Annotated in this window: 30 protein-coding genes and 3 pseudogenes; 21 read left to right on the top strand and 12 right to left on the bottom strand. The window is 57.8% G+C overall.

All coding sequences use genetic code 11. The annotated features are described in order from the left end of the window. The first annotated feature begins 8 nt into the window (after positions 1 to 8). Complete coding sequence (locus tag ABIE63_RS16830; protein ID WP_354506366.1) at positions 9 to 677, top strand: hypothetical protein; 669 nt, start codon at positions 9 to 11, stop codon at positions 675 to 677. Positions 678 to 775: 98 nt separating this feature from the next. Here the strand turns inward: ABIE63_RS16830 and ABIE63_RS16825 are convergent, their stop codons facing one another. From ABIE63_RS16825 to ABIE63_RS16805, 5 genes are read right to left on the bottom strand one after another with little or no spacing between them, the layout of a single operon-like run. Further along, positions 776 to 1,981, bottom strand: coding sequence for an ABC transporter substrate-binding protein (locus tag ABIE63_RS16825; RefSeq protein ID WP_354506363.1), 1,206 nt, complete (start codon positions 1,979 to 1,981; stop codon positions 776 to 778). A gap of 10 nt (positions 1,982 to 1,991) precedes the next feature. Further along, positions 1,992 to 2,732 (bottom strand): ABC transporter ATP-binding protein, encoded by a 741-nt coding sequence (locus ABIE63_RS16820; protein WP_354506360.1) that lies wholly within the window; start codon positions 2,730 to 2,732, stop codon positions 1,992 to 1,994. Beyond that, entirely contained in the window at positions 2,729 to 3,448 is a 720-nt protein-coding gene (locus tag ABIE63_RS16815) for an ATP-binding cassette domain-containing protein (protein ID WP_354506357.1), read from the bottom strand. The genes ABIE63_RS16820 and ABIE63_RS16815 overlap by 4 nt, the downstream gene beginning before the upstream one ends. Continuing rightward, a complete protein-coding gene (locus ABIE63_RS16810) occupies positions 3,445 to 4,443 on the bottom strand; it encodes a branched-chain amino acid ABC transporter permease (RefSeq protein WP_354506355.1) in 999 nt (332 codons plus the stop codon). The genes ABIE63_RS16815 and ABIE63_RS16810 overlap by 4 nt, the downstream gene beginning before the upstream one ends. After that, entirely contained in the window at positions 4,440 to 5,303 is an 864-nt protein-coding gene (locus ABIE63_RS16805) for a branched-chain amino acid ABC transporter permease (RefSeq protein ID WP_354506352.1), read from the bottom strand. The genes ABIE63_RS16810 and ABIE63_RS16805 overlap by 4 nt, the downstream gene beginning before the upstream one ends. Before the next feature lie 454 nt (positions 5,304 to 5,757). On the opposite strand from ABIE63_RS16805, the gene ABIE63_RS16800 reads away from it, so the two are divergent. From ABIE63_RS16800 to ABIE63_RS16790, 3 genes are read left to right on the top strand one after another with little or no spacing between them, the layout of a single operon-like run. After that, complete coding sequence (locus ABIE63_RS16800) at positions 5,758 to 6,963, top strand: alpha-hydroxy acid oxidase (RefSeq protein ID WP_354506349.1); 1,206 nt, start codon at positions 5,758 to 5,760, stop codon at positions 6,961 to 6,963. A 56-nt stretch (positions 6,964 to 7,019) separates the two neighbouring features. Next, entirely contained in the window at positions 7,020 to 8,069 is a 1,050-nt protein-coding gene (locus tag ABIE63_RS16795) for a Glu/Leu/Phe/Val dehydrogenase dimerization domain-containing protein (RefSeq protein ID WP_354506346.1), read from the top strand. Between the two features lie 35 nt (positions 8,070 to 8,104). Then, positions 8,105 to 8,659 (top strand): carboxymuconolactone decarboxylase family protein, encoded by a 555-nt coding sequence (locus ABIE63_RS16790; protein WP_354506343.1) that lies wholly within the window; start codon positions 8,105 to 8,107, stop codon positions 8,657 to 8,659. Here the strand turns inward: ABIE63_RS16790 and ABIE63_RS16785 are convergent. Then, positions 8,647 to 9,705, bottom strand: a complete 1,059-nt coding sequence (locus ABIE63_RS16785; RefSeq protein WP_354506340.1) for a LacI family DNA-binding transcriptional regulator — start codon at positions 9,703 to 9,705, stop codon at positions 8,647 to 8,649. The two genes, ABIE63_RS16790 and ABIE63_RS16785, sit on opposite strands and share 13 nt — an antisense overlap. Before the next feature lie 301 nt (positions 9,706 to 10,006). On the opposite strand from ABIE63_RS16785, the gene ABIE63_RS16780 reads away from it, so the two are divergent. Together ABIE63_RS16780 and ABIE63_RS16775 are read left to right on the top strand one after the other, a co-directional pair. After that, the gene (locus ABIE63_RS16780) at positions 10,007 to 10,294 is read left to right on the top strand and encodes a hypothetical protein (protein WP_354506337.1); all 288 of its coding nucleotides are present in this window, start codon (positions 10,007 to 10,009) and stop codon (positions 10,292 to 10,294) included. 31 nt (positions 10,295 to 10,325) lie between these two features. Continuing rightward, a pseudogene (locus ABIE63_RS16775) lies at positions 10,326 to 11,012 on the top strand (IS6 family transposase); the annotation flags it as partial. Positions 11,013 to 11,070: 58 nt separating this feature from the next. On the opposite strand, the gene ABIE63_RS16770 reads toward ABIE63_RS16775, so the two are convergent. Both ABIE63_RS16770 and ABIE63_RS16765 read right to left on the bottom strand, forming a co-directional pair. Further along, positions 11,071 to 11,292 (bottom strand): heavy-metal-associated domain-containing protein, encoded by a 222-nt coding sequence (locus ABIE63_RS16770; protein WP_354506335.1) that lies wholly within the window; start codon positions 11,290 to 11,292, stop codon positions 11,071 to 11,073. Next, complete coding sequence (locus tag ABIE63_RS16765) at positions 11,289 to 11,753, bottom strand: MerR family DNA-binding protein (RefSeq protein ID WP_354506332.1); 465 nt, start codon at positions 11,751 to 11,753, stop codon at positions 11,289 to 11,291. Before ABIE63_RS16765 ends, ABIE63_RS16770 begins: the two co-directional genes overlap by 4 nt. A 535-nt stretch (positions 11,754 to 12,288) precedes the next feature. Here ABIE63_RS16765 and ABIE63_RS16760 point away from each other — a divergent pair. From ABIE63_RS16760 to ABIE63_RS16710, 11 genes are all read left to right on the top strand, one after another. Then, positions 12,289 to 12,540, top strand: a complete 252-nt coding sequence (locus tag ABIE63_RS16760; protein WP_354506329.1) for a hypothetical protein — start codon at positions 12,289 to 12,291, stop codon at positions 12,538 to 12,540. Positions 12,541 to 12,681: 141 nt separating this feature from the next. Next, the gene (locus ABIE63_RS16755; RefSeq protein WP_354506326.1) at positions 12,682 to 14,157 is read left to right on the top strand and encodes a multicopper oxidase family protein; all 1,476 of its coding nucleotides are present in this window, start codon (positions 12,682 to 12,684) and stop codon (positions 14,155 to 14,157) included. Between the two features lie 29 nt (positions 14,158 to 14,186). Then, a complete protein-coding gene (locus ABIE63_RS16750) occupies positions 14,187 to 14,639 on the top strand; it encodes a DUF411 domain-containing protein (protein WP_354506323.1) in 453 nt (150 codons plus the stop codon). Positions 14,640 to 14,679: 40 nt separating this feature from the next. Further along, on the top strand, positions 14,680 to 14,835 hold the full coding sequence (locus tag ABIE63_RS16745; protein ID WP_354506320.1) for a hypothetical protein: 156 nt from the start codon (positions 14,680 to 14,682) through the stop codon (positions 14,833 to 14,835). Further along, positions 14,828 to 15,430 (top strand): DsbE family thiol:disulfide interchange protein, encoded by a 603-nt coding sequence (locus ABIE63_RS16740; protein WP_354506317.1) that lies wholly within the window; start codon positions 14,828 to 14,830, stop codon positions 15,428 to 15,430. Before ABIE63_RS16745 ends, ABIE63_RS16740 begins: the two co-directional genes overlap by 8 nt. After that, positions 15,427 to 15,966, top strand: a complete 540-nt coding sequence (locus ABIE63_RS16735; protein ID WP_354506314.1) for a TlpA disulfide reductase family protein — start codon at positions 15,427 to 15,429, stop codon at positions 15,964 to 15,966. Before ABIE63_RS16740 ends, ABIE63_RS16735 begins: the two co-directional genes overlap by 4 nt. 334 nt (positions 15,967 to 16,300) lie before the next feature. Then, positions 16,301 to 16,591, top strand: a complete 291-nt coding sequence (locus ABIE63_RS16730) for a hypothetical protein (RefSeq protein ID WP_354506311.1) — start codon at positions 16,301 to 16,303, stop codon at positions 16,589 to 16,591. A 60-nt stretch (positions 16,592 to 16,651) separates the two neighbouring features. Beyond that, complete coding sequence (locus ABIE63_RS16725) at positions 16,652 to 17,353, top strand: SCO family protein (protein ID WP_354506308.1); 702 nt, start codon at positions 16,652 to 16,654, stop codon at positions 17,351 to 17,353. Further along, entirely contained in the window at positions 17,354 to 17,872 is a 519-nt protein-coding gene (locus ABIE63_RS16720; protein WP_297780377.1) for a hypothetical protein, read from the top strand. Then, positions 17,865 to 18,605 carry a cytochrome c biogenesis protein CcdA gene (locus ABIE63_RS16715; protein ID WP_354506305.1) on the top strand — a complete coding sequence of 247 codons (741 nt, stop codon included), beginning with the start codon at positions 17,865 to 17,867 and terminating at the stop codon, positions 18,603 to 18,605. The genes ABIE63_RS16720 and ABIE63_RS16715 overlap by 8 nt, the downstream gene beginning before the upstream one ends. A 283-nt stretch (positions 18,606 to 18,888) precedes the next feature. Next, the gene (locus ABIE63_RS16710; protein ID WP_354506303.1) at positions 18,889 to 21,234 is read left to right on the top strand and encodes a cation-translocating P-type ATPase; all 2,346 of its coding nucleotides are present in this window, start codon (positions 18,889 to 18,891) and stop codon (positions 21,232 to 21,234) included. A gap of 18 nt (positions 21,235 to 21,252) precedes the next feature. Here ABIE63_RS16710 and ABIE63_RS16705 read toward each other — a convergent pair whose 3' ends face one another. From ABIE63_RS16705 to ABIE63_RS16695, 3 genes and pseudogenes are all read right to left on the bottom strand, one after another. After that, positions 21,253 to 21,399, bottom strand: a complete 147-nt coding sequence (locus tag ABIE63_RS16705; RefSeq protein ID WP_297780384.1) for a hypothetical protein — start codon at positions 21,397 to 21,399, stop codon at positions 21,253 to 21,255. A gap of 695 nt (positions 21,400 to 22,094) precedes the next feature. Further along, positions 22,095 to 22,586 (bottom strand): signal peptidase II, encoded by a 492-nt coding sequence (lspA, locus tag ABIE63_RS16700; protein ID WP_297780387.1) that lies wholly within the window; start codon positions 22,584 to 22,586, stop codon positions 22,095 to 22,097. Between the two features lie 2 nt (positions 22,587 to 22,588). Then, a pseudogene (locus ABIE63_RS16695) lies at positions 22,589 to 22,831 on the bottom strand (DUF411 domain-containing protein); the annotation flags it as partial. Between the two features lie 253 nt (positions 22,832 to 23,084). On the opposite strand from ABIE63_RS16695, the gene ABIE63_RS16690 reads away from it, so the two are divergent. The 4 genes and pseudogenes from ABIE63_RS16690 to ABIE63_RS16675 all read left to right on the top strand — a co-directional run bounded on the left by ABIE63_RS16690 (position 23,085) and on the right by ABIE63_RS16675 (position 25,287). Continuing rightward, positions 23,085 to 23,513: a helix-turn-helix domain-containing protein gene (locus tag ABIE63_RS16690; protein ID WP_297780390.1), complete on the top strand. Its 429-nt coding sequence runs from the start codon at positions 23,085 to 23,087 to the stop codon at positions 23,511 to 23,513. A gap of 64 nt (positions 23,514 to 23,577) precedes the next feature. Then, a pseudogene (locus tag ABIE63_RS16685) lies at positions 23,578 to 23,838 on the top strand (IS6 family transposase); the annotation flags it as partial. Between the two features lie 171 nt (positions 23,839 to 24,009). After that, complete coding sequence (locus ABIE63_RS16680; protein WP_354506298.1) at positions 24,010 to 24,483, top strand: hypothetical protein; 474 nt, start codon at positions 24,010 to 24,012, stop codon at positions 24,481 to 24,483. Positions 24,484 to 24,582: 99 nt separating this feature from the next. Next, positions 24,583 to 25,287 carry an IS6 family transposase gene (locus ABIE63_RS16675; RefSeq protein WP_354506295.1) on the top strand — a complete coding sequence of 235 codons (705 nt, stop codon included), beginning with the start codon at positions 24,583 to 24,585 and terminating at the stop codon, positions 25,285 to 25,287. A 623-nt stretch (positions 25,288 to 25,910) separates the two neighbouring features. On the opposite strand, the gene ABIE63_RS16670 is transcribed toward ABIE63_RS16675, so the two are convergent. Beyond that, a partial coding sequence (locus tag ABIE63_RS16670; RefSeq protein WP_354506292.1) for a hypothetical protein occupies positions 25,911 to 26,375 on the bottom strand: 465 nt, incomplete at its 5' end.

Raw genomic sequence — 26,375 nt, 5'->3', positions numbered from 1 at the left:
GAATGACTATGAGCTTAGAAGATATCGATCGGTTGAACGCCTCGCTGATAGCAGACGCAATGCAGCGGGTGGGTGGCGTTTCTTTTGTGCGCGGGCAGCAGCTTTCAGGCTTTCAGCCGCAGTCGGGAAAACCGGCGGTCGGGCTCGCCTATACGGTCCGTGTCCGCTTCGCACAGGAAAAGACTGGAGAGGAACGGGCTCGCTGGTTCGATGCCATTGATACCGCACCCGGTGGCGCGATCTTCGTGATCCAAGCCGACGAGGATGTTGGTGCCGCCGTCTTTGGTGAGATGGTCGCGCTGAGGCTCAACCGGCGCGGCCTCGCTGGCGTGGTGGTTGACGGCGACGCCAGGGATGTCCTCCAGTTGCGTGAAATCGGACTGCCTTTCTGGACGCGAGGCGCTACTCCGACCGGCATGATACCCAACGATGCGGATACCTCGGTCGCTGTTACCCTCGAAATCGATGGTGTCGAGGTTGCACCAGGTGACCTTGTCGCTGCGGATGCGGATGGTGTCATGGTTTGCCCCGCCGAGCGCATCGAAGAAGTACTATCGGTTGCCCGCGCCTTTCGCGACTCGGAAGCAGTTACGGTGGAGAATTTGAAAGCCGGACATGCGCTGATCGATGTTTATCCGAGCAAGACCTCAATTGAGGTCGAAAAAAGCGCTAAGTAGCGTTGCGCCACCGGCTCTAGAGTGCTGATGCAAAAACCCCGGTAGACCTCTCGGCCTACCGGGGTTTTTCATTTGGTCTTGCACTCCTGTTCGATTGACTACTTCTTGCAGCCCATCTCCTCTGCGGAGGGCATCACTTCGGCGCTGGAGTAGCTTCGCTCCGCGACCCAAGAGTAGTTAACCCCAAACTGCGGTTCGCTTAATTTATGGATCGAACCTTCCAAGAGGGTGTTAATGGCTTGCTGGTCGGGCTGTCGGAATTTTACGGTGCCGTTGAAGTTCTTGAATTCCTTAGTCGCTAATGCTTCGCGAATGGCTTCGCGAGTTGGTTCTTGGGTCGCTTCAATCGCATCGAGGATAATGTTGGTGACAGCGATCTGCTGCAGCGTCTGCTGTGACGGCGGCTCTCCGTTGGCCTCGTAGTACGCCTTGGCAATATCGTGCGCCTCCGGCAGAACGAAGTCGGTCTGATACGAGGTGCTGATCAAGCCGATGCCGTCGTCTCCCAATGTTTGGATAGCATCAAGAAAGGGGAGGCCTACCGGAAGGAAGACCTTGGTCTGCTTGAGCAGGCCAAGCTGGCTGGCTTGATTCAAGAACTGCGAAAGCGACGTTCCAAAATTCACGGGAAGCCAGATTGCATCCGCCCCGGAGCTCAATGCCTTGTTGATAACCGGCAACCAGTCCTGGGTGTCGAGCGCGGCTAGGTTGCTACCTACTACCTTAGCGCCAACCTTGGCGAAGGTTTTCTCCATGCCGTGACCGTAGGCGGAATCGGAGCCGATAATGTACCAGCCATTCTGGCCAACAGAAGGATTGCGCTCAAGATAGAGCTTCATGGCATTGATCATGGTCGAGATATTCGGAGCCACGCGGAAGGTCCAATCGTTGCAGAAATCCCCGGTGATGTTGTCTCCAACGTTGTTTCCGTCGATGTAGGGAATCTCGAGACGGCCTGTTTTCAGGGCCCCGCTGATCGCCGCGGCTTCCTGGCTGTAACCAAGGCAGGTGATCGCACGAACGTTGTCATTACCGGCTAGTGCCTGCGCTTTCTGCAAGGCATTGGCCGGGTCGCCGACCGTGTCTTGCAGATTAAGTTGAACTTCCCAGCCGTTGACCGTGGGGCGCTGACTGATTGCAAATTTAGCGCCAGCGCTCAGACGATCACCGATTGGTGCGGCAGCACCTGAAAGTGGGGTGATGCAGCCAATTTCGATCACGCCCTTGCTGGCCGCCGCCGAGGCTTGCTGGAAGGAGAAAACTGCCCCCAGCATTCCGGCAAATACGAGAATGGCATTTCTCATCAGAATCTCCCTATGAGATTGGAGTGGGATCCGGGCTCGGTGACTTCCGAGTACCCAGGCTAAGTATCGATTCCGCGAAATCCGGATTGGCCCTCAGATCCGCTGAGGAATGGATACCGGTAATGCGGCCCTTTTCCAGCACCATCGCCTGGCTGCTGACAGTCAGTGCAAAATTCAGGTGCTGCTCGACGGTAATCATGGTCACGCCCGACGCTGAGACATCGATCAGGGATTGCTCGAGGTCGCCGATGATCGCAGGCGCCAACCCGAGGGATGGTTCGTCGAGAACGAGTATGTCCGGCTCGTTTGCCAGCGCCCGACCCAGCGCTAGCATCTGCTGCTGGCCGCCGCTAAGCGTTCCGGCGACCTGTGTCGCTCGCTCCTTAAGAACCGGAAACATTTCGTGAATCCGCTCAAGCGTCCAGTTCGGTTTGGCGATCTGACGGCGAGCTACGCGAAGGTTTTCAGCCACCGTCAAACTGCGGAATAAGCCACGGCCTTCGGGCACGTAAGCATACCCCCGGGCCACGACGGCGTGTGGTTTGCCAATTCGGACCGCTTCGCCTTTGACCTGGATGTCGCCGGTCCAAAAAGGCGACTCGGAGCCAATCAGACAGCGCAAAAGAGAGGTTTTTCCCATGCCATTTCGGCCGAGGATCGCAAGCGAGCTTCCGACTGGCACATCAAAGGAAAGATCATGCAAGACCGGTACTTGGCCGTACCATGCGCACAGGTTACGAACCTCTATCATCTGTGCCCCCGACGCATATATGCGGCCGCGACGACGTCATCCCGCTGAATTTCGTCCGGCAGGCCGCTTGCTATCACCGCACCCTGGTCGAGCACGATGATGCGGTCGGAAATATCGAGTACGAAGTCGATGTCGTGCTCAATGATCATAACCTGCATGATGCCGCGGAGCTCTCGTATCACAGAGGCAATCTGGGCGGTTTCCGCCAAATCCATTCCCGCTGTCGGTTCATCCAGCATGAGGACCGACGGAGAAGCCGACACGATCATTCCGATCTCGAGCAATCGCTGGCTAACGTGATTGAGGCTCTCAGCCTGAACGTCGGCGAAAGTCTCGAGATTGAAGATATCAAGAAACTGCTCGATGGAATGCCACTTGCTGCCCGGCCCCAGGTTACGCGCCATCAGAAAAAAGTGCTCGCGAGGTGTTAAGCGCCCGAAGATACCTGTGTGCTGGAAGGTGCGGGCGATCCCCATTTTCATCCGCTGACGCATCCGGACACCGGTGATGTCTGCACCCTTGAACTCTACCTTGCCTTCATCAAGCGGTATTGCACCGCAGAGCAGGTTGAGCAGGGTTGTCTTACCGGCACCGTTCGGCCCAATGATGGTGGTGACCGGTGCGTCGGGGCCGAGTTCGAGCGATACCCTGCGCACTGCATGTACGCCGCCAAAACTCTTCGAAAGATTGCTGCCGGAGAGCACTACTTTGTTCACGTGCGCCTCCTCCGCCGGTACCAGCCGGCAAACTCGATGATTCCGGGGACGACGCCCCGCGGGGTGAAGTAGACGAAGAGCACTACGAGCGTCCCGAGGATTAGCTCCCAGTGAGCAATCACACCGGATAGCCAATGCTGCAGGTAAGTCATAAAGAGTGCGGCGATGAAGGGTCCGATCAGCGTTCCAGGCCCGCCCATGAGCAGCTGGATCATGAAGTGGCCTGAAAGTACCCAATGGGCCTGACTCGGATCGATCGCGCCTTGCAGATAGACGAAGAGCGCTCCCGCGACCCCCGCCACCGCGCCGCTGATGCCCATCGCTACCACTCGGTGACCATAGACATTGATCCCTGCTGCTTCGGCCCTTTGAGGGTTGTCGCGGACCGCCTGCAAGGACAAACCGTAGCGGGTGCGCACGACCTGCTTTAGGATCAAGAAGATGGCAAAGGCGATAAGGACGCTGACATAGTAAAGTGCGCCGGTACGGATGGGCATGCCGAAGAATTCCGCGAGCGGCAGGGCAACCAAGCCATCAGTTCCGCCGGTGATGTCGCGGAGCTGAATAAAAAGGAAGCGTACGCTAGATGCCAACGCCAGAGTGCCCATCGCGAAAGCAACACCTTCCAATCGACCAAGCAGGATGCCCCAGAAGGCGCCGAGCAGAGCAGTGGCTAGCGCGGCCAACGGTAGCCCAATAAGGATTTCCGTGTTGAGGTGTAGCAAGACGAAGCCGCCCATGTAGGCGCCAAATGCGAACAGAGCTGCGTGGCCGAAGCTCATCATGCCGCCGTAACCGAAGACGTAATCAAGACTCATCACGGCAATGCCATAGACCACCACGAGACAAAGCAGGGATATAGTCCCGCTCGACGGATTAAATGCCGGCGCCAGCATCAGGATTAATGTCACAGAAACGGCGACGAGGTAAGGCATCGGCAACCCCAGCAGTCCACCGGGCTCGCGCGTCCGCTTCATGGCTTCAAGCGCGGTCATATCAGCACCCTTCCTTCGCGGAAGATGCCGCGTGGCTCGAGGATCAGCACAACCAGCATCAGCAGAAATACCAACATGTTCGACCAGGCCGCTACGTAAGCGGAACCTACCGAAGTAAGTACGCCAACCAGGAGGGCAGCCAGCACGGTACCGCGCAGGCTGCCCAAGCCGCCGACTATGACGATGACAAAGGTGTAGATGACGATCTCTTCCATGCCTACTACGGCGGAGTACAGTGGCACGCTGACCACACCGGCAAAGGCTGCAAGCCCACTCCCCGTTGCGAAGACGACCCGGAACATGCGCTCGACATCAATTCCGATGAATGCGGCTACGTCCGGGTCCTCGGAGGAAGCGCGAAACTTGAGCCCAATCTCTGTGCGGTAAAGAATTGTAAGCAATCCGACAGCGACTGCCAGGGCAATACCTCCAGCCGCCAATTGATAGCGGCCGATACGGACGCCCAAGATTTCCCAGAAACCCTGAAGGGATTGCGGAATGTCGATGTATTGGCTGTTGGTTCCCCAAACTTCCCTGGTCAGGTTGGTCAAAATTAACAGCAGACCGTAAGTCAGGATGAACGTCATCAGCTCTGAGTGATGACGAACCTTATGGATCACCAGATGGTCGAGAAATATTGCGAGTGCCGCGACAACCAACGGCGCCACGATCATGGCGCCAAAAAGGCCAAGATAAGGAGCCAGGGAAACACCGACGAAAGCACCCAAAGCGTAAAACGCGCCATGCGCGAAGTTCACGACCCGCCCGATTCCGAAAACCACCGTTAGCCCGAGAGAAATCAGGAGCAGAATCAGACCGTAGGTAATTCCCGCAATCATCTGCCCAATGAGCTCGGCCATTACGTCTCCCCCCGCGTGGTAATTGGCGCGATGCAATTGGTTGAACCGTGCTTAAATCGAATGATTGCGGACCGCAGCCACCGATTCCGCGCGCAGAAGCGATGTCGACGCCCCGTTGCAGACGCAATGGCACCAAAACGCAGTTCGTAGGTTGCAACTTCCCCCACAGGCAAGGCTCCCCCCTCGGCCATGAAATTACTATAATATGAGAACGTTTCATAGAAGATTCTCATAAATTAATTTGTTGTGCAATGGCCTTTTGAAGGAGATTCTATTTCCTTCTTTCTTGAAAAAATTATCTCGATATAATAACGTTTCATATTTGATAATTCAGTCGAAAGATGTCGCGTTATGCAGTGGATAGGGCGCCGTTTGGCACGGTGCAACCGCATTGGCCTTCCAGCAACGGAGATATCGATTGCCATCTGAGCGTTCCACTAGGTGGGCAAGATCGGTGAACAATGCCTACAGCATTGCCGATCTCCGCTCGCGTGCGCAACGGCGCTTACCGCGTGTGGTCTTCGATTACATCGACGGCGCCGCCGACCAAGAAATCACAGCCACACAGAACGTGAGGGCATTCGCCGAGATTGCTCTGTTGCCACACATGTTGCGGCCAACTCCAGATTGCGATACTGGAGTGGAGATCTTCAGTGACCGCTTGGCCATGCCGGTGCTCGTGACGCCAACTGGCTTCACCGGCATCGTTTGGCCGCGCGGGGAGGCAGCTGTCGCACGCGCCGCCTCTGCGGCCGGCAGCGTAATGGTCGTAAGCGCCGCATCGAGCCTCAGTATGGAGGAGATCGCCCAGTCATCACCCGGGCCAAAGTGGTTTCAGCAGTTTATTTACAAGGATCGCGGTGTCACGCTTGACCTCGCAGCCCGCGCTGAAGCGGCTGGCTACAAAGCGCTCGTCGTCACGGTTGACGTTCCAGCACCCGGCAAGCGTTTTAGAGATCTGCGGAATGGTTTCACCGTTCCGCCTAGCCTCACCATCTCCAGCGGTCTCGATATGATGCGACGGTTCGGCTGGCTGCGTCAGATGGCAAGCCAGCCACGCATATCCTTTCCAAACTTCGAGGGCTATGGGAGCTCGGGCCTGTTGGACATTGGCGAGTGGCTTAACGGTTTGATTGACCCAACGGTGCAGTGGCGAGACCTAGAATGGCTGCGGCAGCATTGGTCAGGCCCTTTGGTTATCAAGGGGATCATGCACCCTGACGACGCAAGGCTCGCCATAGAAGTCGGTGTCGATGCGGTAATGGTTTCAAATCACGGTGGTCGGCAACTCGACACAGAACCAGCAACGGTCGAGGTTTTGCCAAGAATCGTCGAGGCCGTGGACGATCGGGTGCCGGTTATTGTTGACGGCGGCATTCGCCGCGGTAGCGACGTTCTGAAATGCCTCGCGCTTGGCGCACGCTGCTGCCTTATCGGCCGCCCCTATCTATGGGGCCTGGGAGCGGGGGGCGAAGCCGGCGTCACCCGGGTCTTTGACATTCTCAAAGACGAGTTGGCAAGGGCGCTCGCTCATGGCGGTTGGAACAGCATCAATCAGGTTTCCCGACGCGACATAGCGCTACGCCAAGCCTTTCCCTGGCCAGCGGGTTTCGACAGTGAGGCGACCAGTCAAGGCAAACAACAAGGTGGCGCGGCTTAACGGATGACCTGCCCTATTCATTCCATCCTTCAAGCGAATCTGAAAGGCGGGGACATATGAGCATATTTAAAGCAGTGGATTTTGATGGGCACGAGGAGTTGCACTTTTTCAACGATCAGGAATCAGGACTGAAGGCGATCATTGCCTTCCACCGTCGCCTCCCCGCCGCGCCCTCCGGTGGGGGAATCCGCATGTGGCCCTATCCGAGCGAGGAAGCGGCGGTCGCAGACGCACTACGCCTCAGCCGCGCTATGACATACAAACTTGCTGTATCGGGGATCAGGATCGGAAGCGCAAAGTCGGTCATTATTGGCGACCCTCGGAAGGATAAGACCGAAGCCTTGCTCCGCGCCTTCGGACGTGTCGTCGAATCCTTCGGCGGACGTTACTTCTGCGCCGAAGACATTGGCATCGTGGCCGAGGATCTTACCTTTATCGCGCAGGAGACGACGCATGTCGTAGGCCTGCCTGGACAGGACCCCTCGCCCGGGACGGCTTTGGGAATCCTGGTATGCCTGCGTGCGGCGGTAACCCATAGACTCGGACGCGACAGCTTGGAGGGCACTTCCGTCGCCGTGCAAGGGCTCGGTGATGTCGGCTACAATCTCTGCCGACTGCTTCGCGACGCCGGTGCACATCTGGTGGTCTCAGACATTGTGGGCGAAAGGGTGGTCCGCGCTGTTACCGAGCTCGGTGCCACGGCTGTCGATCCCGAAGCCCTCCTTTTCCAAGACGTCGATGTCCTGGCTCCTTGCGCTCTCGGCGAAGTGGTGAATGACCTGACGATCGACAAAATACGCGCGAAGGTTATCTGCGGGGGGGCGAACAATCTCCTTGCCGAACCGCGCCACGGAGAGCGCCTTGCAGAGCGCTCAATCCTCTTCGTGCCCGATTACCTATCGAACTCGGGTGGCGTTATTACCGTCGCGGCGATCCGCGCCGGGCAGGCGAGTTTCGACGCTGAACGCAAAATTGATGCGCTTCATAGCCTTTGTCTCAATTTCTTTGCCGAGGCGGAGCGTGCCGGAATCTCCGCGAATGCCGGAATTGCTCGCTTCACCGACCGGTTGATCCTCGATATCTATGGAAACCGATCGACCGCATAGCGAATTCAACTACGACGACCAAACAGGAGAAGACCATGGCCCGCGTAAAGCTTCTGCAACGACATGAAGTCTCACCCAATGCCCTCAAGGTCTATGATCAAGGGCTAAACTACGGATCATTTGCCAATCAGATCGCCGTTCTGGCGCACCGCCCTCCAATCCTCAACAGTATTTTTAAAATGATGCTTGAGATTCGTGAGGAAGAAGTCGTGCCGCGCAAGTATCTCGAGGTTGCGTTGGTCGCGGTATCAAAGCTGAACCTCTGCACCTACTGCGTATCTCACCACACACCTATGTTGATGTCGGAGGCCAAGCTTACCGCGGAAGGCGTCGAAAATTTGCTTGATTACGAGGATCATCCCGAACTCGACGATGCGCAAAAGGTGATCGTCGAGTACACCATCGCCCTGTTCCGGGACCATCACCGTATCCGCGATGCGATGTTTGACAGGCTCCGTCAACACTTTGACGATGCCCAAATTGTCGAACTGACGTTTAGGATTACTTTTGGTATCGGTCTCAATCGCCTCAACGATGTGCTGCAGATCCCGATTGAGGACGATGTCGCGGTCCTGGATCAGAAAGCCTGAGACGACTTCTTCCCGCGAGCTGGCGGAGCGCAAGAATCCCGCAGGACAACTTCGGTTTCGAGGACAATTTGTTGCACCGGCCGATCTGAGTTGTTTCGCAGGCGAGAAATCAAAAGCTCGGCCGCGTAGCGACCGATCTTGGCGGCATCCCACCGAAAGCAGGTAACAGCGGGCTTGATCATTGCGGCAAGATCGGAATCGCCGCAGGCTGCTATTGACACATCATGTGGGATCGAAAGCTCGCACATGTTTGCCGCCTGGACGACACCGGGCAATTCATTCACAGAAATGATTATGGCGGAAGGTCGATGTGCCTGCGTTAGCATCGCGTAAGAGTCGCGAAAACCCGTATCAACGCGATTTTCTCGATCCTTGATCAGCAAGGTGTCGGCGCTGAGACCAAAATCGGCGTGTGCGCGATGAAAGCCCCGGATGCGGTCCCGCCCCGGTCGCGACTGGTGCGGCGGTGTCAGTATCCCGATCCGTCTGTGACCGAGATCGAGCAGATGCTTGGTTAGAAGATAACAACCGCGTTCTTGATCGCTGACCACGGAATCAAACCAATCCCCGAACTGCCGCTCCATTAGGGCGATAGGAATTCGCGCGTTTCTCAGAATATCCGGAACCGTTTGCGAATCATCGTAAACCACAGTCCCGATCAGGCCGTCGACCCGCCGTTGCCTGAGGAACTCGAACAGTCGGTGCTCGTGGCGTAGCTGATCGCGGTGGCTGGTCAGCACCATGCCGTAACCAGCGTCGCTGAGCACCATTTCCGCCGAACTGACCATCGTGGCTATGATAGGATGCGTGATATCCGAAATAGTACAGCCAATGATACCGGTGCCGCTCCGCCGCATTCCTTGAGCCAACGCATTCGGCTGAAAACCAAGTTCCTCGATCGCGCGTATGACTCTTTCTCGCAGAGCTTCGCGGACAGTTGCATCCTTGTTGATGACTTTGGAAACTGTGCCAACCGAAACCTCGGAAACACGGGCTACATCCTTGATCGTCGGCGCCTTGTTAGCGGATTTTCTGGTATCTGGCATGCTGGTCCGTATGATCTCTCAAGGGTGGAAGGGCGCTGCGCCTGGAGGCCCAGTCCGATGTCAGCGTTTGTAGAATGGGATATCCAGCGTCGCCGTTTGGCCGACGACTGAATGTCCCACCAATGGTTGCGCTGCAATCCCATCACTAATTTTAACTCGACCATCACGCAGTCTATCTGTCAACGGCGAAGGCAGAACCATCTACGAGGCGCAGTCTGGTTGCCTTGGCAATACTGTCACGGTGGCAGTGTCAGAAGAACTTGGGTTGAGAGAACTTGTGCGGCCCCCTACCCTTGCGCACATGACCAAACGAAGCCCCTTTCGCTACTTCAAGACGTCGCCCGAGATCATCCGCCTAGCGGTCATGATGTATATTCGCTTCCCACTCTCACTTCGGAATGTGGAGGATCTCCTTCATGAGCGCGGGATCGATATCAGCCACGAGACAGTGCGTTTCTGGTGGAGCCGCTTTGGACCGATGTTCGCTGCCGAGATCCGCAAGCGACGGATCCAAAGCATGCGGTCAAGCCGCTGGCGATGGCACCTGGACAAGGTCTTCGTGAGGGATTGTCAGAAGAACTTGGGTTGAGAGAACTTGTGCTGCCCCCTACCCTGCGCTCATGACAAAACGCAGCCCATTCCGATACTTCAAAACCAGCCCCGATATCATCCGCCTGGCTGTTATGATGTATATTCGGTTTCCACTCTCACTTCGGAATGTAGAGGACCTCCTTCACGAGCGCGGGATCGATATCAGCCATGAAACGGTGCGCTTCTGGTGGAGCCGCTTTGGCCCAATGTTCGCTAACGAAATCCGCAAGCGCCGGATCCAACGCCTGCGGTCAAGCCTCTGGCGATGGCACTTGGACGAGGTGTTTGTGAAGATCAACGGCGAGATACATTACCTATGGCGCGCCGTGGATCACGAGGGCGAGGTTCTTGAAAGCTTTGTGACAAAGAGACGAGATAAGAAAGCTGCGTTGAAATTCCTAAGGAAAGCAATGCGTAAGCATGGCCAGCCTAAGATCATTGTGACCGACCGGCTGAGATCCTACGGGGCCGCTATGAAAGAGGTCGGCAACATCAATCGCCAGGTATGTGGCCGCTGGCTGAACAACCGAGCAGAGAACTCACATCTGCCCTTCCGACGACGAGAGCGCGCGATGCTTCGCTTCAGGCAGATGCGAAGTTTGCAGCAATTCACCGCCATCCATGCCTCCGTCTACAACCACTTCAACACAGAACGCAGCCTTTCCTCTCGTACCATATTCAAGCTGAACCGCGCCGCCGCTCTCTCCGAGTGGCGCGGCCCGATCAAGCCAAGTCCGGCAGGAATGGCGACAAGGCCCATGAAACTCAGTTCGATCATCCCACGGCGGCTTTCACTTCGAAACCGCCCTTGGCGATCGCCGCAATGAGATTGCGTACCGGCGCTTGCTCTTGATCATGCAGGATGCGGGCACGGCGACCCTCGTAGGACGCCTCGGCCTTTCTCACGCCGGGCACCCGACTGAGCAGGGCCTCGATCGTTTGTGCACAGCCATCGCAATGCATTCCGTTGACACTCAGAACCGTTGTTTTCATCATTTCAGCGTCTTCCCTTGATGGTTTTCCTTCGCCTGGCGATACGGTACCGAACCCTGCGTGCCCCGCTCCATGGCCTCGAGAATGGTGCACGCCTTGACATCTCCGCCGCCCGGGCAGCTCGCGATCAACTCGTCGAGGGCATCACGCATATGCGAAAGCTGATCGAGTTTGGCCTGGACTTCGTCCTTCTTCTCGATTGCGCGCCTGCGTACATCGGCGCAGTCGGCATCGGGGTCGGCGCGAAGCGAAAGCAGGTCGCCAACTTCACGCAATGAGAATCCGATCTCCTGTGCTTGGCGCACGAAGCGGATACGGGATACGGTCTTGTCGTCATATTCCCGAGAGCCCCCACCGCTGGGTTTGGGAGGCTGCTCGATCAGTCCTTTGCGCTCGTAGAAGCGTATGGTCTCGACATTTACGTTGGCCGCTTTAGCGGCGCGACTGATAGTGAATCGCGACATCGCTTAACCTCCTCGCCAATCATGCACTTCGTAGTATGGTACGGAGTCAAGAGGTCGTGACAGGGGATAAGCGCGCTTTGCTGTGTGAGGGCCTGGACGGCACTGCCACCGGACCTAATCTCCATTTCGAGATGCGTATCAATGGGCATTCAATTGACCCTCTGAAGTCTGGACCCGAGTTGGTCAACAACCGTCCCTCTCAGGTTGAACTGCAGCGCCTCGAAAATTTGAGAAAACAATACACGGCCAGTGCCAATAGAAGATTTCAGTTTGCCTCTGGTATTAGATAATAGGCACGGGTTGGAAGGGCGGTTGGATAGAAACCTTAATCCACAGCACCTGGTTTTTGCGCGCCCTACGGTCGTTTTAATCGAAAGCTTGGGCCATTGCGCCTAGTTGCGACGAACTGTCTCTAGACAAACCCCTACAAGTATCTTATCTAATTTCCATGTGGTCACGTGCTCGTATCGGAATTTTGGTTCTTCTGGTTGCTTTCGCGGTCAGCACAGTCGTGCATGCGGCTGGAATCTCTTCCATGGCTGCGAAGATGGCCACGACTGACTCGAGCGGCATGATGAGCGTGGATTGCCAAGCCTGTGATCGGAGTGGCAAGGAAGATGTAACGCCCACCTGCGACATGGTCTGCACCACGTCTATGACAGCGATCCTGGTTAAGGAAGTCGATTTGGTTGCGCAAATTGCTCACCAAAATTTGCCAATCCTTAACAGCATTCTCATTGGACGATCAGCGCACAACGATCCTGACCCTCCCCGAAATTTTTCCTGATCTGACGTAAGCCGGACCCTGTTCGGCACATTACGCCAGAATGCCGTTCGCCGCAGGGTCAGAAATCGACCGCTCTGCATGCAAAAGCGTTCTGTGCCCGGCATCTGCATTTCGGATGTCTGGCCATCAGGAAAACAAAAAATGTCCAGCAAGATAGTCCCGGCGATCACACGCCGGGGATTTCTCAAATCGGCGGCTCTGATATCCGCGGGATTCGCCATATCCGGGCCACACATCTCGAAGTCGAGCGCTAAAACAACAACACAGGTCCGCTTGAAGGCGGGACAGGCGAGCGTTCGCCTTGCGCCCGAACCGGCTGGTGAAACCGCTGTCTGGTGCTACAACGGTAGCGTTCCGGGACCCGAGATCAGAGTGCGTCAGGGTGACCGACTTCAGGTCATCGTCGATAATGCATTAGATGAACAAACAACCGTGCACTGGCACGGCGTCCGGGTGCCCAATGGAATGGATGGCGTGCCCGATCTGACACAGCCCCCCATAGAGCCTGGTGGAGAGTTCCTATACGAGTTTGACGCCGTCGATGCCGGGACCTTCTGGTATCACCCGCACCAGCGTGGCTTCGAACAAGTTGGCCGCGGCCTCTATGGCCCTTTGATCATAGAGGAAAGGGAACCGCTGCAGGTCGACAGGGAGGTTACCTGGGTGCTCGATGACTGGCGCCTCACCCCTTCTGCCGCCATCAGCGATGACTTCGGCAACGCACACGACATAAGCCATAGCGGCAGGATCGGAAACAGCGTCACGATCAATGGACGCGTGCCTGACAGGTTCACTGTTCACAAGGGTGAGCGCATCCGCTTGCGTCTCATCAACGCGGCAAACGCTCGCATCTTTGGGCTCGATTTTCAGAATCACGAACCCATTGTTGTCGCGCTCGATGGGCAACCGGTTACACCCCATGCACCAGATCGAGGGTTGATCGTACTCGGGCCGGCAATGCGCGCTGATGTAGTGCTCGACATGAAGGGCGAGGCAAACCAGAGCACCACCGTTATTGATCGCTTCTACAAAGATCTCGAGTACCGCCTGGTCGATCTTGCCTATAGCAATCAGCCCTTGAGGTCGCAGCCACCGGACTGGCCGCTTGAACTGCCGGCGAACCCAATACCGGAACCCGATTTGAACAACGCCATCCGCCATAGGGTCGTCTTCAACGGCGGCATGATGGGCGGCATGGTCATGCAGGAGATGGGCGGTAGCATGGGTGACAGCAGCCCCACCGGCATGATGGGTGGCATGGGGTCAATGATGGGCGGCATGCATAGCGGAAATATCTGGTTTATCAACGGCGTAGCGGCGGAGGGCCATATCCTCGAGCCAATGCTCACGCTAGAGCAAAACCGCAGCCATGTTATCGCCATGACGAACGCGACAGCCTGGCACCATCCTATCCATTTCCACGGCCATTCTTTCCGGGTCATCTCAAGAAACGGTACGCCGACAACGCACCGAGAGTGGCAAGACACGGTGCTGATGGCCCCCAAAGAACGCGTCGATATCGCCCTCGTCGCCGACAACCCGGGCGACTGGATGTTCCACTGTCACATCTTAGAACACATGGCTGGCGGCATGATGGGTGTCATCCGCGTTGCCTGACCAAACACATTTCAAGAAAGGAGCAAACCATGCGAAAGCGATTGATGATCTTCGGCACGATAGCCGCGCTAACCATCACCGGAGTCACTTATTTCCTACAAACCTCAAAAGTGGAAGCGCAGGAGGTCAAGCTTTTCAAGAACCCTCAATGCGGTTGCTGTGAGGGCTACGCGGACTATCTCCGCGCCAACGATTTTACTGTCGAAGTAAATCCGACCCATGAACTGGTTGCCATGAGTCGAGATGCCGGCATACCCGACGATTTTCAGGGCTGCCACCTTGCCTTTGTCGAGGGCTATATCGTGAGCGGACATGTTCCCGTGAACACTTTGAGGAAGCTGCTCGATGAAAGGCCCGAGATAAAGGGTATTACGCTACCGGGCATGCCGATGGGCTCCCCGGGTATGGGAGGACAGAAGAGTGAGCCCTTCACGATCTATGAGGTCGGGAAAGAACAGCCCCAAGTCTACGCGGTCGAGTAGCCATCAATAGACGGCGCAAACCCTAATGGAGGCGATAAAAATGAATATGTCCGACGGCATGATGGAACGCATGGGGAGCATGATGGGGGCCATGGGGCTGACTTGGCTCCTGGTCATCGTTCTGCTCGTGCTGGGTATCGCAGCGCTTGTCAAGTTGCTCTTTTTTGCCCACTGCGGAATTCAGAGCGATGGTTGACACACCTACGGACAACGCTGGTCGCACCAAGTTGGCAATCACTGGCAAGCGGTTGATCATGCTCATCCCGGTTGTTGCTTTTGTGGGACTCGGCTTTGCCTTCGTTTGGGGGTTGACGAGAGCCCCGGGGACAATTCCCTCCACGATGGTCGGCAAACTGGTGCCTGAGTTTGTGCTACCGCCAGTGCAAAGGCGAGTTCTCGGACTATCCAGTTACGACCTGCACGGCGAGGTCTCTCTGGTCAACGTCTTCGCGTCCTGGTGCACGGCCTGTCGCCAGGAACATCCTCTTTTTATGGATCTTGCCCAGCAAGGAAGGGTGCCGGTCCACGGTCTCAACTACAAGGATCGGCCTGCCGATGCTGCGGCCTGGCTTGACACTTTGGGGGATCCTTACGGCAGGACCGGTGCCGATCTGAATGGCCGTGTCGCCATCGAGTGGGGTGTCTACGGCGTGCCCGAAACCTATGTTGTCGGTGCCGACGGTCGCATCGCCTACAAACATGTCGGGCCAGTTACAGAATCAATCTTAAAGGAGACGGTCCTACCCCTCGTCGATCGCCTGCGAGGCGTGAAAAGGGAGCCAGCATCATGAGGCAAATCCTGTTGGCCATGCTAATGCTCATTGGGTCAGCCGAGACCGCAATGGCGCAAGGTGAGCCACTTATACCACTCCATGAAAAGCCAAGGGCCCTGCCGGAAATATCCTTCGCCGATAGTGAAGGAGCAACAGTCTCTCTCAGAAATTGGAAAGGGAAACTCGTGCTGCTCAACATCTGGGCAACATGGTGTGTACCTTGTCGTGAGGAAATGCCAACTCTCGATAAGGTCCAGAAAGAGTTGGGGAGCGACAGCTTCGAAGTTGTCGCCCTCTCCATTGATCGGGCGGGTATAAAGGTCGTCGAAGAGTTCTACCGCGAAATCAACATTCGGAACCTGAGAGTCTTCGTAGACGATAGCGGTGCCGCGGCGCGCGATCTCAAGGTCTTCGGACTTCCTGCAACGTTGCTCATAGACACAAAGGGACAGGAGTTGGGTCGCCTGATTGGCGCCACCGAGTGGGATTCTCCCGAGATGATAAGTTTCATCAAATCAACCATTAGCCAGCAAATGAAAGGTGGTCAGAAATGACTTTGGATAGTGCCATCAACAAGCTGTCCTTGCCCCCTTGGTTAACAAAACCGCGCGCCATCATTCTTATTGGAGGAACTGCCATCGCGACAGGCTCAGCTTTGAACTGGGGCTGGCTTACGGCTGTCGGAGCCGCGCCCATCCTTCTGGCTGTTTTGCCCTGCGCGGCCATGTGTGCCTTGGGCCTCTGCATGAAAGGTAGTTCCAAGAACACCTGCTCCGCAGGCTCCGCATCCCTTGCTGAGCCGCCACGACCTGCCGACCAGCAGCAACGGCCCCAACTAGGGGCCACAACCAGAACCTCCCTGAAAGGAGATTAAGGATGTTTGTAACTATGAAAGTGATCCCCCTTGCAATTGCTCTCTTAGCGGCGACGTCAGTCGCATTCGCCGCTGGCCCATCGGACGATGCAGGAAAGACACCCTCGCAACTCTCCCACATGCAGGAGAACGGCATGATGGGTGACGAGAAGATGGGCGACGGAATGTCCGGGATGATGGACATGATGAAGATGATGCAGCAGATGGGGCCAATGATGGAGCGCTGTAACGAGATGATGGCCGCAATGGCCGATCACATGGATAGTACTCCAAAGGCTTTCGGGACACCGGACGACAAGAGTTAGCCAGTCCAGCAATCCCCTTGCCGGTGTCATTGCCGGCAAGGGGCACTCCGGAGAAATAACATGGCATACCTGAAGGCCGTATTTTCGATTCTCATAGTCGCAGTCACTGTGTTTGGCGGCGCGCTATCGGCATTCGCGCATGACGCAGGAGCCGATCTCAATAAGATCATCGGTGACAAGGAAACCTATTTCCAGGCGATCGACAAACCCGCACCTACCTTCGAACTACAGGATTCAGAGGGCAATCGCGTGGGAATCAAAGCCCTGTCTGGGAAAGTCGTCGTGCTGAATTTCATCTACGCCAGCTGTCCAGATGTCTGCCCGCTGCATTCCGAAAAAATTGCCGACATCCAGGCGAAGATCAATGCCTCCCCAATGAAAGACGTGGTACAATTCGTCACCATCACAACCGACCCTGAGAACGATACGCCAGAGGTTATAGGAAGCTACGGCGCAATCCATGGGCTTGAGGACACCAATTGGGTATTCCTGACCAGGAAACTTGGGCAGAGCGAGGACGCGACGCGGCAACTGGCCCAGGAGTTCGGTCATAAATTCACGCCGAACGATGGGGGATACCAGACCCATAGCATCGTAACCCACGTTATCGACACCGATGGCCATTGGGCTGCCAATTTCTACGGACTGCGTTTTGATTCCGTGAATTTTGTGCTCTACGTGAACGGACTGATCAACAAGGCTTACGGCCCCCAAGAGAAGCCAGATGAAAATTGGTGGGAGAAAGTTAGGAGTTGGTTCTAAATGATCCGTCTGTTCAAAAGATCGAATGGCCTGCGTGGGCCTTCTAGATTAACGGACAGTGCCTGGCTTTGGGTATTGCGCCGCTATATGACTTTCGTCGCGGTAGCAAATCTCATTTGGGAGTTTGCCCACATTCCGCTCTACACACTCTGGGAAACCGGGACGTTGCAGGAAATCGTCTTTGCCGCAGTCCACTGTACGGGCGGTGACATTCTGATTGCCCTGGCATCGATTATGCTCGCATTGTTACTGGTGGGCGATCATCGTTGGCCATACGGCAATGACCGTCGTGTCTTATGGCTGACAGTCTGTTTTGGTCTCGGTTATACGATCTTCAGTGAGTGGCTCAACATCGTGATCCGAGAGGCCTGGGCCTATCGTGACATCATGCCGATTGTGCCCTACCTCGACGCCGGACTCACGCCAATGCTGCAGTGGATACTCATCCCTGTGGTTGCCTACTGGTGGGCAACCCTGCCCTGTAGGGCGCAGTACAATCGAGCAACTAGTCATGCCTGATTTTCTAGGAATAGGAGTCCTTGCCACCTTCTTGGCAGGCGTGATCTCCTTTGTTTCGCCCTGCGTGCTGCCTTTGGTGCCGGGTTATGTTTCCTATGTGGCCGGGCAGACCGCACCGGGTCATGCACATCGGGCTCGGCCTGTCGGGCGCTTTGTTGCGATCCTTCTCAGCCTCTACTTCGTGCTCGGTTTCTCGACGGTGTTCATGATACTTGGCGCCAGCGCCACAGCGCTTGGTCAATTGATGTTGAGCTATCGCTACGAACTCAACATCGCGGGCGGCGTCATTGTCATACTGTTTGGCCTGCTGATGATCGGAATGGTTAGGATCAGTGCGATTCAGCGTGATTGGCGGTTCCACCTAAACATTCCTGGTGGCAAGCCCTTTTCCGCCTACATCCTGGGGCTTGCCTTCGGTTTCGGCTGGACTCCCTGTATAGGGCCAATCTTGGGAGCGATCCTGACCGCGACCGCCGCCGCCTCGACTATATCGGAAGGGATCGTCATGCTGGCGGTCTACTCGGCGGGTTTAGGGATACCGTTCCTGCTTGCCGCTGCCTTTACCGACCGCTTGCTTCGAAGGGTCCGAATGATCGGACAGGTGGGCCGATGGCTTCAAATGTTTGCGGGCGTTGTCATGATCGCCATGGGTTTTGCAATGATGACTGGTCGATTATCGGCCTTCTCCTACTGGTTATTGGGTGCTTTCCCAGTGCTAGGACGGATTGGCTAGGCCACAGCAACAGCTTCTCCCTGGTGAGATTTTCAGAGGTTCCAGGCTTCGACGTAGCCTCAGTCGGGCTATGAATAGCTAACTGATCTGTCACGTCTCGAAGCCAACGGCTGATCTCCCGGGATGAAACCAACCTCGGTAAGACGCTATTGACATTGCGCTGAGGGGACTAGGCGCGGGTGTGCCGCATATCCCGGAGAAAGCCCCGTCACATTGCCTCTTGAACCTCTAGTTGATGTAGGAACTATCTTTCGAGGACCTAAGTAACCTGAGGGTCTTTGCCATGCCGCCTGATACATTTGACCATCCTGACTGCCACAACGGCAACATGCATCCGCAGACGGAACAGGAACCCGCTCGCATCTGCTGCGACGATCCCGCGCCGGCGAGCACCGGCCCAAACAGGGGACGCAGTTTCCAGGTCAGCGGTCTGGATTGCGCCGAGGAAGTGGCTATCCTCAACCGGATAGTGGGGCCGGTGGTCGGCGGCTCGGAGCATTTAGCCTTCGATGTCATCAACGGGCGGATGGCGGTGCTCGACACTGCTGACGATGTCTCCGAGGACCAGATTGTTGAGGCAGTCGCGAGCACTGGCATGAGCGCCCGTCCATGGGATAGGGACAATGCCGAGGCGGACCGGGCCGCGCATCTGCGGCGGCAGGGACGGTTCACGGCGCTGAGCGGTGGCTTCTGGGCGGCGGGATTCCTTTATCACATCGTCGAGACGGGCTTGGGTGGCGCGCTCGGGCTTTTCGCGGGACACGGCGAGGCGGCGATGCCGCTGGCCGAGGCGGCGTTGTTCGGCCTGGCGATCCTGTTCGGTGTCTGGCTGGTCGCGCCCAAGGCGTGGTCATCGGCCCGCAAGGTTTCGCCCGACATGAACCTCTTGATGGTTGTCGCAGTCGCGGGTGCGATTGGGCTGGGCGAGTTCTTCGAGGCGGCGACCGTGGCCTTCTTCTTCGCACTCTCTCTTTATTTGGAAGGCTGGAGCGTGGGACGGGCACGCAATGCCGTATCGGCATTGCTCGATCTTGCACCGCCCACAGCGCGGGTGATCCGCGACGACGGGACCGAGGCGGTCGTGCCAGCCGAACGGGTTGCAGTGGGCAACCGATTTGTCGTACGCGGTGGCGATCGCATCCCACTCGACGGCGAGGTGACGGACGGCACGGGCGCGGTCGATCAGGCGCCGATCACGGGCGAGAGCGCGCTTGTCCCCAAGGAGCCGGGCGACGCCGTCTATGCCGGCACGATCAACGGCGAGGGCACGCTGACGGTGCGGGCCACGAAGCCCGCGTCGGACACGGTGCTCGCGAAGATTGTCCGCATGGTAGGCGACGCGCATTCCCGTCGCGCCGAGGTGGAGCAATGGGTGACGCGGTTTGCCCGTGTCTACACCCCCGCCGTGATGGCGCTTGCGATCGCCATCGCGCTAATGCCGCCGCTCATCGCGGGCGGGGCCTGGGGCTTCTGGTTCTACAACGCGCTGGTGCTTCTGGTCATCGCCTGCCCCTGCGCGCTGGTGATCTCGACACCGGTTTCCATCGTCGCGGCGCTCACCGCCTCGGCGCGGGGCGGCGTGCTGATAAAGGGTGGCGCCTATGTCGAGGCACCGGCGCGCACCACGGCGCTAGCACTCGACAAGACCGGTACGATCACGGAAGGCAAGCCCGAGGTAGCCGCCGTGCATCCGCTCGGAGGCACGGCGGAGGCCGATCTGCTCGCCATCGCTGCATCGCTCGAGGCACGCTCCTCGCACCCGCTGGCGCGCGCCATTCTGGACCGCGCCGGTCCGCAAGTGACCGCCGCTGAAGGTACCCGCACTGTGCCGGGCCGCGGCCTCGAAGGCCGGTTCCGGGGCCGCGCGGTCTGGCTCGGCTCCGACCGATTCGCCGCCGAGAAGGGGTTTGCCGAAGCGATCCCCTCCAACCTGCGCGAGCGGATCGAGGGCGCCGGCACGACCATGGTCGTGGTGGGCGATGAAGGCGGGGTACTCGGCGTGCTCGAATTGCGCGACCGCATTCGCCCTGACGCCAAGGGCATCGTGGCGCGGCTGCACGCACAGGGCGTGAAGACCATCATCATGCTGACCGGTGACAACGAACGCACCGCGCACGCAGTCGCCGCCGAGGTCGGTATCGACGAGGTGCGCGCCGAGCTTCTGCCCGAGGACAAGGTCGCGGCAATCGAGGAGTTGGTCGCGTCGCACGACATAGTGGCGATGATCGGCGACGGGGTGAACGACGCCCCCGCCATGGCGCGGGCGCATTACGGCATCGCCATGGGCGCGGTTGGCTCGGACGCCGCCATCGAGACGGCGGACATCGCGCTGATGACCGATGACATCGGCAAGGTTCCCTGGCTCATCGGCCACTCGCGCCGCACAATCGGCATCATCCGCCAGAACATCGGGCTCTCGCTGGCGACGAAGGCGCTTTTTGTTGGGCTGACTGCTTTCGGCATGGCCTCGATGTGGGGCGCGATCGCCGCCGACGTGGGCGTGTCGCTGCTCGTCGTGGCCAACGCCCTGCGCTTGCTGAATGCAGCGGACCCGGATGCCCCGCCTCCCATAGGAGGCGACGGCATTGGCGACCGCGTGGCTGCAGGAGCACTAGCCGACGGCCATTGATTCGCGCGACGGGATCGCTTAGGCGTGGGCGCCGACCACGACGCCCAGCCATACCGAGAAGATCAGCAACGGCAGCACCAGATCGCCGACCCAGGCGTAGAGCGTCTGGGGCAATGCGCGTGGCAGTTCGGTACCTGCGCGGTCGAGATCGAGCCGCCGAATCACGTCCCCGTGCGCGTTGATAACCGCGGAGATGCCGGATTGCCGCTCGGATCACTGACATTCCTTCCTCCACCGCTCGCATCCGCGCCACGGCAAGATGCTGTTCGGGACCAAAAGTGGTGCCGAACCAAGCGTCATTAGTGGTGTTGAAGATCCAGTCGGGCCGGTACACCCCGTCGATCACATGGCCAGGGAAAGCTGATCTCGTAGCAAATGGCCGGGGGGCGACCGGCGGTACTCCGGCCAATGCCAGTGTGCGCGGCCCGCGTCCCGGTGAGAAGGTGCCTCGACTCTCGACCATGCGCGGCAGGAAGGCCCGGGCCGAAATGCCGTGACAGGCGTGCGAACACGAAAGCGGCGAGTGCAGAATACACCGCAAGGCCGGTCGAGAGACCGGCGACGGCGGGAAGCACCAGTACGCCGAAGCGCGCCGCATCCACATAAAAGCTTTCGGCGATTCATGAGAGACCCAAACCGAAATTGCTGAGGCCAAAGGCAAATCCCGCCAGGAAAGCCCTGCGCGGCCTAATGTTCACGAGACAGGCGAATAGGCTCGACCAGGCGATAGGAAGCAGGGCGAGCAGGGAAAACGGTGGCAGGGTCAGGACGGACGCTGCCCCGGCCCCAAACGCAAGGGCAAGCCTTGCGGCAAGACCGGCCGTCTTGGATCCGCAGAGGTCGACGACCGACACCAAGGCTCAGGACCGCCCCTGCCCGAGACGCGCTTCAAGCGGACCCGCAAGAAGAAGCGCCGCGACCCCGCAGAAAATGAAAGTATCCGCGAGATTGAAGGCCGGCCAGTGCCAAATGCCCACGTAAAGATCGAGAAAGTCCGTGACCGCGCCATGACGCAGCCGGTCGACGACGTTGCCGAGCGCACCGCCAATGACTAGCCCGCAGCCCACTGCTTCGAATTGGTTCCGGGTGCGCAGCATCACCACCATGAGCCAGCAGCAGATCGACAGCGCGAGCGCAACCAGCAGCCATGGCGCCGACCCGCCGAACATACCGAAGCTCACGCCGTCGTTGCGCAGAAAGACGAGGTTGAAACCGGGGAAGACCGGCACGCCGGCTGACAGCTTATCTGCTGAGAGCACGACAAGTACCTTGCTGAACTGGTCGACCGCCAGGGCGACAGTCGCTGCAAAAAGTCCAATGCCCGTGGTTCGTCTGAAATGCTTCAAGGTCATCGCTATCCGGGATAGCTCGCGAAGATCTCGGTCGTACCGTCGTTCCGGATCAGAAACACGTCATAGGCTTCTGCTCTACGAACCTGATCCATGCCCGGAGATCCGAGCGGCATGTCGGGAACGGCGAGACCGACGGCATCTGGGCGCACCTCCAGCAGGCGGCGATTTTCGGCGGCGGGCACATGGCCATCGACGATGTAGCCCTCGATCTCCGCCGCATGGCAGGCGACCATGCGCTGTGAAGGGTTGCGTGCGGTCAGATCCTTTCGTTCGGTGGATTTGCCTGCTAGCGCCCAAAGGCCCTTCTGTAACGGGGTAAGTTTCAAAGTGTGTGCCTGAATGGGATCGTGCTTATCGGCGTGCTTACATCCTATAGCTACTGGAGGTTCAAGCAATTTTCCGCTGTTCGGGTTCAGCGGCCCTGACCTGTGCACGATGTCGCAGTCTTGCCCTCCAGCTCCCGAAAACCTACAAATGCTGTATGTTTCAGGAGGATCCATGCTGACGATCGGCACGCTAGCGCAGAAGACCGGAACCAAGGTTCAGACCGTCCGGTACTATGAACAGATCGGATTGATGCCGGACCCGGGCCGCACCGAAGGCGGGCAGCGCCGCTATGGCGATGCCGATCTCGACCGGCTGTCCTTCATCCGACATGCTCGGCAATTGGGATTCACGCTGGCGGCGATCCGCGAGCTTCTCGGCCTGTCGGACCATCCGAACCGGCCATGCCATGAGGCCGACGCCATCGCCCGGCGGCAGTTGAAGCAGGTCGAGCAGCGGCTTGCCCGATTGGAAGCACTGCGTGCCGAACTGAAACGTATGGTACAAGACTGCGCTGGCGGCCGAACGGCGGATTGCCGCGTGCTGGAGGTGTTGCGCGACCATTCCGAATGCCTAACCGACCATAGCGAGATCGGCGCCTGAGGTGCCGGCCGCACTTGTCTATCCACTGGCCGCTCTGGCCGAGATCGCAGGATGCTTCGTCGGTCTTGGCCTGTCAGCGCGGCATGATCGCGGGCTTAGAGCCAATAATAGAGCGGTGAACTCTCATCAACCCATTCGAAGGCGAGAGCGATAGCAACAAGGCTTCAAGTCACCAGGTTTTGGTTCCGCTCAGCGTTTCCTTTCCATCCATTCAGCCATCTACAACACCTTCAACTGCCAACGTCACCTCCTCAACCGATCAAGCTACAAAACACTTCGCAACGAAGCCTTCTTGGTCTGGGAGTCTGCATGCTACGCAGCTTGAATGGCGTCGCTTCGTGTGTGAGCCGGCTCAAAGTGAGTAGTTAGCGTGTCAGTGCGCATCCTGGGACACAATCTTACAAGACTTTGACCTAGATCAATGTACGTATTCCACAACTGACCTAAATTCCACGAAAGCGATGTTTTTACGCCGCATCAATGAAAGGGCGACACCATGAGACTGACAATGAATTTAACCGGCTTGGCTTTGGCAGGCGTTTTTACCGTATCGGTTGTCGCGTCGGCTATCGCGCACGATCCCGACTCCCAGGGCAGCGGCCAAGGACAGATGCCGATGATGGGCCACCAGGGCATGATGGGTCAGGGGCACATGCCGATGATGGGACAGGGCATGATGGGTCAGGGGCACATGCCGATGATGGGCCAAGGAATGATGGATCAGATGCCGATGATGGGCGGATACGGATACGGGCAGATGCAGCCTTTGCGGCGCGACCTGACCACCGACGAGGTCAAGCACATGATGGAACATCGTGTCGACTGGGCCGGAAACCCGAACCTGAAAGTCGGAAAGATTACGGAACAAGACGCCGATACCATCGTTACCGAAATCGTGACCAAGGACGGCTCGTTGGTTCGGAAGATCGAAGTCGACCGCCACACGGGACGCATGCAGGCGGTTCAATAGGCAAAGTGGCTTGCTTGCCTTGTCTCTGCAAACTCAAGAGGGGGCATTGTCAGAGCAAATCGCCTTGAGCAAGGTCGGGCGATTTCGTAGCGTCCGGCCATGACCAAACGAAACCCCTTTCGCTACTTCAAGACATCGCCCGAGATCATCCGCCTAGCGGTCATGATGTATATTCGCTTCCCACTCTCGCTTCGGAATGTAGAGGATCTTCTCCACGAACGTGGCATCGATATCAGCCACGAGACATTGCGTTTCTGGTGGCAGCGCTTCGGCCCAATGTTCGCCTCTGAGATCCGTAAGCGACGGATCCAACGCCTGCGGTCAAGCCTCTGGCGGTGGCATCTGGACGAGGTCTTCGTGAAGATCAATGGCGAGATACATTATCTATGGCGCGCCGTGGATCACGAGGGTGAGGTTCTGGAAAGCTTCGTAACGAAGAAGCGGGATACGAAAGCTGCGTTGAAATTCCTGAGGAAAGCAATGCGCAAGCACGGCCGGCCCGAGGTTATCGTGACAGATCGGCTGCGTTCGTACGGCGCTGCGCTCAGGGAAATAGGGGCTGCAGATTGCCAGGAGTGTGGCCGATGGCTGAACAACCGAGCAGAGAACTCACACCTGCCCTTTCGAAGACGGGAACGAGCAATGGCCCGCTTCAGACGAATGCGAAGTTTGCAGCAATTCGTCGCCGTCCACGCCTCCGTCTATAACCTCTTCAATACAGAACGCAGCCTTTCCTTTCGAGCCAACTTCAAGCTAAGCTGTGCGGCCGCTCTCTCCGAGTGGCGCGGTCTTTTCGCTGCCTGACGCTCGCCTTGGATGCAGTATACTGAGACTAGTTCGAATTGGTCTGACAGCACCGCCACTCACCCCCGTCTCTCTCGTAGGCTTCGGAAAGGCTCTGAATTACCGCGTGTTTTCCGCGAGTTACCTTGGGGCTGCCCTATCAGAGACGCACCGCAGCCCCCAGATCAGCCGAAAATATAGCCCGAGTCTCAGCAGGCTCTTTGAGGCGGTTCGGTTTTAGGGGGCTTCCCTGCTTTACAGGGAATTAACAGGGAATTTTCGTTTTTTGAGGGCCTTTTGGCCGGTTTCTGCGAATTTTGGCCATGAATATGGACCTGATTCCAGCGGGTTATAGGGCATTTCCCTGTTCCAGACAGAACAGGGAATTTAAATTAGGGGAACAGGGAAAGGTTTTTGACGAACAGGGAAACCGTTCAGGAAAAACAGGGAACGGGATTTGCGCCTGCCCCTAGCGAAATCCTGGCAGGTCGCGTTTGCGATGATTGGGGGATCTTCCTCATCCGAATCGTTGATCAAAGCGCTCAAGGGTGTTTCGCACCAGTCCTTGCGGCCGGTCTTGCTGACCCAATGCATGCGATAGGCTGCTGTCGCCTGCGACATCTTTTACCCCCCCCCACCCGATGCTATGGCTTTGCTCGAGGGACCTCGAACCCCAGCAGGCGCTCCTGCGCAGTCCAGGCTAGCGGGAGCCGCAGGCGCACCAGACGCTCCAGTGTCAGATCCACCGGCTGGCGTCCTTCCAGAATGGCGCTCTGGATGCGGGGCGACAGGAAGGCGAGCCTGATCCTTGGCCTGATGTAGGCCTCCGTCACACGCTCTTGTCGGGCGATCTCGCAGAGGGATGCACCAGCTTTTAAGGCCGCGGCCCATCTATGGCCTTTTGCCAGGCCGCGCAACAAGGCCGGGTCCGCGGCCGGATGCGTCTTACCGACGATGATCCGGGCCTCCACGCCGCGCCGTCGGATCTCGAAAGTGGCCGTAACCTGAGAGAGAGCCGGCGCCAGCAGGCTGGCCTCCAGGCCCAGCGCCTCTGCCAGCTGCTTAACCTCAAGATCGATCGTGATCAAGCCCGTCTCCAGTTGCCCCTC

Source organism: Limibacillus sp. MBR-115, assembly GCF_040549425.1.
Lineage (GTDB): Bacteria > Pseudomonadota > Alphaproteobacteria > Kiloniellales > CECT-8803 > Limibacillus > Limibacillus halophilus.
The sequence above is the reverse complement of the archived record's forward strand: the minus strand, read 5'-3'. Positions and strand labels throughout refer to the sequence as shown.

Bases quoted from the DNA above. Each gene is read 5' to 3' on its own strand.
- ABIE63_RS16830 (WP_354506366.1), top strand. From the start codon at position 9: ATGAGCTTAGAAGATATCGATCGGTTGAACGCCTCGCTGATAGCAGAC.
- ABIE63_RS16825 (WP_354506363.1), bottom strand. From the start codon at position 1,981: ATGAGAAATGCCATTCTCGTATTTGCCGGAATGCTGGGGGCAGTTTTC.
- ABIE63_RS16820 (WP_354506360.1), bottom strand. From the start codon at position 2,732: ATGATAGAGGTTCGTAACCTGTGCGCATGGTACGGCCAAGTACCGGTC.
- ABIE63_RS16810 (WP_354506355.1), bottom strand. From the start codon at position 4,443: ATGACCGCGCTTGAAGCCATGAAGCGGACGCGCGAGCCCGGTGGACTG.
- ABIE63_RS16805 (WP_354506352.1), bottom strand. From the start codon at position 5,303: ATGGCCGAGCTCATTGGGCAGATGATTGCGGGAATTACCTACGGTCTG.
- ABIE63_RS16795 (WP_354506346.1), top strand. From the start codon at position 7,020: ATGAGCATATTTAAAGCAGTGGATTTTGATGGGCACGAGGAGTTGCAC.
- ABIE63_RS16790 (WP_354506343.1), top strand. From the start codon at position 8,105: ATGGCCCGCGTAAAGCTTCTGCAACGACATGAAGTCTCACCCAATGCC.
- ABIE63_RS16785 (WP_354506340.1), bottom strand. From the start codon at position 9,705: ATGCCAGATACCAGAAAATCCGCTAACAAGGCGCCGACGATCAAGGAT.
- ABIE63_RS16780 (WP_354506337.1), top strand. From the start codon at position 10,007: ATGACCAAACGAAGCCCCTTTCGCTACTTCAAGACGTCGCCCGAGATC.
- ABIE63_RS16770 (WP_354506335.1), bottom strand. From the start codon at position 11,292: ATGATGAAAACAACGGTTCTGAGTGTCAACGGAATGCATTGCGATGGC.
- ABIE63_RS16765 (WP_354506332.1), bottom strand. From the start codon at position 11,753: ATGTCGCGATTCACTATCAGTCGCGCCGCTAAAGCGGCCAACGTAAAT.
- ABIE63_RS16760 (WP_354506329.1), top strand. From the start codon at position 12,289: ATGGCTGCGAAGATGGCCACGACTGACTCGAGCGGCATGATGAGCGTG.
- ABIE63_RS16755 (WP_354506326.1), top strand. From the start codon at position 12,682: ATGTCCAGCAAGATAGTCCCGGCGATCACACGCCGGGGATTTCTCAAA.
- ABIE63_RS16750 (WP_354506323.1), top strand. From the start codon at position 14,187: ATGCGAAAGCGATTGATGATCTTCGGCACGATAGCCGCGCTAACCATC.
- ABIE63_RS16745 (WP_354506320.1), top strand. From the start codon at position 14,680: ATGAATATGTCCGACGGCATGATGGAACGCATGGGGAGCATGATGGGG.
- ABIE63_RS16740 (WP_354506317.1), top strand. From the start codon at position 14,828: ATGGTTGACACACCTACGGACAACGCTGGTCGCACCAAGTTGGCAATC.
- ABIE63_RS16735 (WP_354506314.1), top strand. From the start codon at position 15,427: ATGAGGCAAATCCTGTTGGCCATGCTAATGCTCATTGGGTCAGCCGAG.
- ABIE63_RS16730 (WP_354506311.1), top strand. From the start codon at position 16,301: ATGAAAGTGATCCCCCTTGCAATTGCTCTCTTAGCGGCGACGTCAGTC.
- ABIE63_RS16725 (WP_354506308.1), top strand. From the start codon at position 16,652: ATGGCATACCTGAAGGCCGTATTTTCGATTCTCATAGTCGCAGTCACT.
- ABIE63_RS16720 (WP_297780377.1), top strand. From the start codon at position 17,354: ATGATCCGTCTGTTCAAAAGATCGAATGGCCTGCGTGGGCCTTCTAGA.
- ABIE63_RS16715 (WP_354506305.1), top strand. From the start codon at position 17,865: ATGCCTGATTTTCTAGGAATAGGAGTCCTTGCCACCTTCTTGGCAGGC.
- ABIE63_RS16710 (WP_354506303.1), top strand. From the start codon at position 18,889: ATGCCGCCTGATACATTTGACCATCCTGACTGCCACAACGGCAACATG.
- lspA (WP_297780387.1), bottom strand. From the start codon at position 22,586: ATGACCTTGAAGCATTTCAGACGAACCACGGGCATTGGACTTTTTGCA.
- ABIE63_RS16690 (WP_297780390.1), top strand. From the start codon at position 23,085: ATGCTGACGATCGGCACGCTAGCGCAGAAGACCGGAACCAAGGTTCAG.
- ABIE63_RS16680 (WP_354506298.1), top strand. From the start codon at position 24,010: ATGAGACTGACAATGAATTTAACCGGCTTGGCTTTGGCAGGCGTTTTT.
- ABIE63_RS16675 (WP_354506295.1), top strand. From the start codon at position 24,583: ATGACCAAACGAAACCCCTTTCGCTACTTCAAGACATCGCCCGAGATC.